Source organism: Phytoactinopolyspora halotolerans (assembly GCF_010550675.1).
Lineage (GTDB): Bacteria > Actinomycetota > Actinomycetes > Jiangellales > Jiangellaceae > Phytoactinopolyspora > Phytoactinopolyspora halotolerans.
In genome coordinates, this window is sequence record NZ_JAAGOA010000049.1 from 1 (window position 1) to 3,746 (window position 3,746).

The 3,746-nt window shown below is 68.1% G+C and carries 5 protein-coding genes; 4 read left to right on the forward strand and 1 reads right to left on the reverse strand.

The window, feature by feature from the left end; genetic code table 11:
- The first annotated feature begins 66 nt into the window (after positions 1-66).
- Both G1H10_RS31985 and G1H10_RS31990 read left to right on the forward strand, forming a co-directional pair.
- Positions 67-843, forward strand: coding sequence for a metallophosphoesterase family protein (locus G1H10_RS31985; RefSeq protein ID WP_163745338.1), 777 nt, complete (start codon positions 67-69; stop codon positions 841-843).
- Between the two features lie 76 nt (positions 844-919).
- Complete coding sequence (locus G1H10_RS31990; protein ID WP_163745339.1) at positions 920-1,435, forward strand: metallophosphoesterase family protein; 516 nt, start codon at positions 920-922, stop codon at positions 1,433-1,435.
- A 45-nt stretch (positions 1,436-1,480) separates the two neighbouring features.
- Here G1H10_RS31990 and G1H10_RS31995 read toward each other — a convergent pair whose 3' ends face one another.
- Positions 1,481-2,479 carry a helix-turn-helix transcriptional regulator gene (locus tag G1H10_RS31995; RefSeq protein WP_376778685.1) on the reverse strand — a complete coding sequence of 333 codons (999 nt, stop codon included), beginning with the start codon at positions 2,477-2,479 and terminating at the stop codon, positions 1,481-1,483.
- Positions 2,480-2,623: 144 nt separating this feature from the next.
- Here G1H10_RS31995 and G1H10_RS32000 point away from each other — a divergent pair, with 144 nt between their 5' ends.
- Both G1H10_RS32000 and G1H10_RS32005 read left to right on the forward strand, forming a co-directional pair.
- Positions 2,624-3,061: a VOC family protein gene (locus G1H10_RS32000; protein WP_163745340.1), complete on the forward strand. Its 438-nt coding sequence runs from the start codon at positions 2,624-2,626 to the stop codon at positions 3,059-3,061.
- Between the two features lie 127 nt (positions 3,062-3,188).
- The gene (locus G1H10_RS32005) at positions 3,189-3,551 is read left to right on the forward strand and encodes a hypothetical protein (RefSeq protein ID WP_163745341.1); all 363 of its coding nucleotides are present in this window, start codon (positions 3,189-3,191) and stop codon (positions 3,549-3,551) included.
- Positions 3,552-3,746: the final 195 nt, after the last annotated feature.

Below are 3,746 nucleotides of genomic sequence, written 5' to 3' on the forward strand. Positions count from 1 at the left end.
TCTACGCTTGGGCCTGCGGCCATCGCTAGATCATTTTGTGTCTTCACAAACCAAGATCATCGAGCGGTGGCCGCTCCATATCCAGCACCGACACGACCAAGATCACGATCTACGGCTGGAGTACTAGCTGACATAGACGCCCGGGGCATCCACACGATCATGAACCTCGGGGACGTCATCGGTAAGGGGCCGCGCGGTTCGGAGAGTGTTCGGATCAGTCGGGAGCGCTGCGCCGTGACCGTCCGCGGGAACTGGGAGGACTTCCTTCCGGTCGAGGACCCTTCTGCACTCGGCGAGGCGGCGCGGTGGTGGAACAGCGAACTCACACCGGACGATCGGAAATGGCTGCGCGAGTTACCTCTGGTCCACGACATGGTCCTGAGCGGACGCCGGATCCGGTTCTTCCATGCGTCCGCGGAGAGTGTTCATGTACGGGTGCACTTCCGGCACACCGAGGAGCAGTTCGCGGCGATGTTCGCCGCGACTGATCTGACCGGGCCGGGGCCGGAGCCGACGGTGGTCGGGTACGGGGACATCCACGTTGCGTACCCGAAGACCAGCGGCGGGAGGACGCTGTTCAACGTCGGCAGTGTCGGCAACTCGTTGGACGAGCCCACGGCGTGCTACGTGATCCTCGAAGGTGTACCGGACGGCGTGCCGTCGGATCCGTTCGGGCTCCAGTTCGTCCGGGTTGCGTACGACATCGAGGCGGAGATCGCCGCGGCGGCCGAGCTCGGTATGCCGGAGCTCGACGCCTATACCATTGAGCTGCGCACAGCCGTCTATCGTGGACGACACGCCGAACTCGGACTCACGACCGGCACTGTAGACGCCCCGACCTGAGCCACAGTCCAGCCTGCCATCGAGATCGCCCGGCGGCGCCGAGCCGATGTCGCTCGCCTCTGGCTATGGTCGTGTGATGGACGGTCAACGGCTGGTGATCATCGCCGACACGCACGTCCCGAAGCGGGCTCGGGACATGCCCGTGGAGGTGTGGCAAGCGGTGGAGTCGGCCGACGTCGTCATTCACGCCGGTGACTGGGTGGACGTCGCGTTGCTCGACAGCATCGAGACGCGCGCGTCCCGCCTGCTCGGGGTCTACGGCAACAACGACGGATCCGACCTCCGGCAACGCCTGCCTGAGGTGGCGCGAGCGGTCATCGGGGGAGTGCGCGTCGCCGTCATCCACGAGACAGGTCCATCGAAGGGCCGCGAAGAACGGTGCGCCGCCCGGTTCTCCGACGACGACGTCCTGGTCTTCGGACACAGCCACATCCCATGGGACACCACCGCGTCAACGGGACTACGTCTGCTCAACCCGGGCTCGCCGACGGACCGCCGGCGCGAGCCGTACTGCACCTACATGACCGCCACCGCTGCGGACGGGCAGCTGGCCGAGGTCACGCTGCACCGCGTGCCGAGAGACAGCGTCTGATCCGCGGCCACCATGTCTGGATCCGCCGACCGCGTGTGCTGCGATTCATTGGGCCGCGCGGTGATCGGGCGGTGGCGTCTCGGCCATCGCCGCAAGTCGGCGTGCGACGACGGCGGCGGCCTCGCGCAGCTCCGGTGGCTCCAGTACCTCGGCTTCGAAGCCCAGCAGCGCCACGTGCATGACGATCCAGTCGAGGTCGTCGGCACCGAAGATGAGCAGGCACCAGCCGTCGCGGCCGTCTTCGTCGTCGCCGTCTTCGACGCGGCCGACCTGGGGCGGTACCAGCTGACGGACTTGATCGGGTGAGGCGTGCAGACGTATCCGGGCAAGGTACCGGTACGGCGCCTCGGCGACGGACCGCTGCACGTAGGCGGCCGGGTCAGGGTGTTCCGTCGGCTGGAAGCGCCACGTCGTCGCCACGACGTCGTGCATCCGGTCCAGCCGGAAGGTGCGCCAGTCGTCGCGGTCGATATCCCGGGCCATCAAGTACCAGCGCCGCCCGGTGGTGACCATCCGCACCGGCTCGACCGTCCGCTCGCGCTGGTGGCTGCCTCGGCTGGCGTACTGGAACCGCACCCGCACCGCGTCGCGACATGCGCGGGCGAGCGTCACCAGCACCTCGGAGTCGATCTCGACGCCGGGGCCGACGAGCGTGTCGGTGGCGCCATGCACGGCCCGTACCTCGGCGCGCAGCCGGGGCGGCATCACCTGGTCGAGCTTCGCGAGCGCCCGAAGCGCTGCCTCGCCCGCTCCGGCGACGGTCCCTCCGGTCGCGAGCCGCAGCGAGACCGCCGTCGCAGTCGCCTCGTCGTCGTCCAGGAGCAGCGGCGGAAGCCGCGTGCCCGCGCCCAGCTGGTAGCCGCCGCCGACGCCCGGCGCGGCGTGCACGGGATAGCCGAGAGCGCGCAATCTCTCCACGTCGCGGCGTACTGAGCGGTCCGTGACGCCAAGCCTGGCGGCGAGCTCAGGCGCGGTCCACGACGGGCGCTCCTGCAGCAGCGCCAGCAATCGCAGCACCCGCTCGGTTGTCCCCTCGACGGTCACGCGTCCCATATTCGCACGGATCACGGAACGCAACTGTCCGCTATTGCTGCGAGTATGGCGCCATGACCGAACAGATCTGGAGCGTCCAGCTCCACGACATGCATCCGGGCGCCGACCAGCCGATCCGGCGGGAGGTGCGCTGAGATGGCCCGTACCGTCCAGATCACGTTCGACTGCGCCGACCCGGACACGGTGGCGAGGTTCTGGGCCGAGGTTCTCGGCTACCAGTTGCAAGACCCGCCCGAGGGGTTCGATTCGTGGGAGGAAGCGTTGGAGGCTTTCGGCGTGCCGCCGGCGAAGCGCAACGACGCCTCGGCGGTGGTCGATCCCGAGGGTTCCGGGCCGAGGTTGTTCTTCCAGCGTGTTCCCGAAGGCAAACAGGTCAAGAACCGTGTTCACCTCGATGTGCGGTCTGCACCAGGACTTGAGGGAGATGCACGGATGGCCGCGTTGGAGGAGGAAGCCGAGCGTCTCATCGCCCTCGGCGCTACCCGGCTTTACCGGCACGAGCCCGCTCCGCCGCTCGACGGTGGCCACATCGTGATGGCGGACCCGGAGGGTAACGAATTCTGCCTCGACTGACAGTCGCACGCATGGCACGCCGGGGGCCTCCATATTGCGGACATGTTGCCCCGCTCGGCAGTCCCTCGACGTGCCATGCACGGCTAAAGGCGTGCGCTCGCGCGCGGTGCCGGGCGATACTGGACACGTGCGACGGGCCTTTGCTGACGACGCGGTGGTCGTCATGGAGTCTGGTGACGCGGGAGCGCCGGGCGCCGCGATCACCGAAGCCCTATGCGGGCATTGGGACCACGAGCCGCCGTGTCCACTCGCGGCGCACCACGTCGCAGCCGAACGGCGCGGTGACGAGGTATCGCTACGGGTCTTGTTCGCCACCGAGCCGACGGCCGAGCCGGAGGTCCGCTCCCGGATTGTCGCCGCATTGCGAAAAGGCAGCCTCACCGGCCCCGACGGGATCGTGAACCGCTGGCGATTGTTGTCGATAGAGCCGAGCACCGTCGGCGACGATGAGGCGGATCACGCCGCGTCTCTGGTCGGCCCGCCGCGCTGACGCGTGCGTTCCGCTCACGCTGGGGTGGGACGTGGCGGCAAGTTTCATGAAGAACCTGCACGTGGAGAGGCCTAGGGCGTGTCTCCTAATTCATGGCCGGGCGAGGATGATGGTGGCGGCCAGGAGGACGCCGCCGTGGTAGGTGCGGGCGTACTTGTCGTATCTGGTGGCGATCCCGCGCCATTGCTTGAACCG

Bases quoted from the DNA above. Each gene is read 5' to 3' on its own strand.
- G1H10_RS32000 (WP_163745340.1), top strand. From the start codon at position 2,624: ATGGCCCGTACCGTCCAGATCACGTTCGACTGCGCCGACCCGGACACG.
- G1H10_RS31990 (WP_163745339.1), top strand. From the start codon at position 920: ATGGACGGTCAACGGCTGGTGATCATCGCCGACACGCACGTCCCGAAG.